This window comes from Bacillus sp. 05T31 (assembly GCF_056396725.1).
Map to the genome: position 1 here is coordinate 1 of NZ_JBFTMA010000965.1, position 1,228 is coordinate 1,228.

Annotated in this window: 1 protein-coding gene; it reads right to left on the reverse strand. The window is 33.4% G+C overall.

Annotation, left to right across the window (positions count from 1 at the left end; translation table 11 throughout):
• Window positions 1-1,228: MSCRAMM family protein (locus tag AC1DJR_RS30350; protein WP_477004295.1), on the reverse strand; the 1,228-nt coding region annotated here is incomplete at both ends.

The following is a 1,228-nucleotide window of genomic DNA, read 5'->3' on the forward strand; positions in this document are numbered from 1 at the left end:
TTCAATTTCGAATGAAATTGGTTTTTCTAGTGGTTTGTATCCGGCTGGTGTTTCTACCTCCACCAACTCATACTTTCCAATAGATAAATCTGAAGCATTTGCTTTTCCATCTTTATCCGTTGTTACTTTAGTAACTACTTTCCCTTTTGAATCACGTACTTCAAACACAACACCTTCTAATGGTGCTTTACTATCTTTGTCTATCTTTGTGATTTCTACATTCCCTGTATCTACCATTTCATTTTCTACAGTAAATGTTAAAGACTTCGTCATACCTTTTTTAATTTCAAATGATACTGGTTTTTCTAACTTTTTATAACCAGGTAAACTTTCTACCTCTACTAATTCATACTTTCCTACAGGTAAATCTGAAACATTTGCTTTTCCATCTTTATCTGTCGTTACTTTTTTCACCTCATTGCCCTTTTCATCTTGGACAACAAACGTTACTCCCGCTAACGGTGCCTTATTATCTTTATCTATCTTTGTTATCTCTACATTTCCCGTATCTACCATTTCATTTTCTATTTTTAATGATAGTACCTCGATCATGCCTTTTTTGATTTCAAATGATACTGGCTCTGTTAGTTTCTTATAGCCTGGTAAACTTTCTACTTCTACTAGTTTGTACTTTCCTACTGATAGGTCTGCAATTTTTGCTTTTCCACTTTTATCTGTTGTTAATTTCTTTATTACTTTTCCAGCTTCATCTTGCACTTCGAAGACTACACCTTCTAATGCTTTTTGGCTGTCTTTATCTACTTTTATAATTTCTACTGAGCCTTTATCTAACTGCTCATTTTCTACTTTCAGTGATAAGACTTCTGTCATACCTTTTTTAATTTCGAATGATACTGGCTCTGTTAATTTTTTGTAACCTGGTAAGCTTTCCGTCTCTACTAATTTGTATTTTCCTACTGATAAGTCTGAGACATTCGCTTTTCCATCTTTATCTGTCGTTACTTTTTTTACCACTTTACCTTTTTCATCTTGCACTTCGAAGACTACGCCTTCTAATACTTTTTGACTTTCTTTATCTACTTTTGTAATTTCTACTGAACCTTTGTCTAACTGCTCATTCTCTACTTTCAATGATAGGACTGTCGTCATACCTTTTGTAATCTCAAATGATACTGGTTCTGTTAGTTTCTTATAACTTGGTAAGCTTTTCGTCTCTACTAATTTGTACTTTCCTACTGATAGATCTGAAACGTTTGCTTTTCCATCT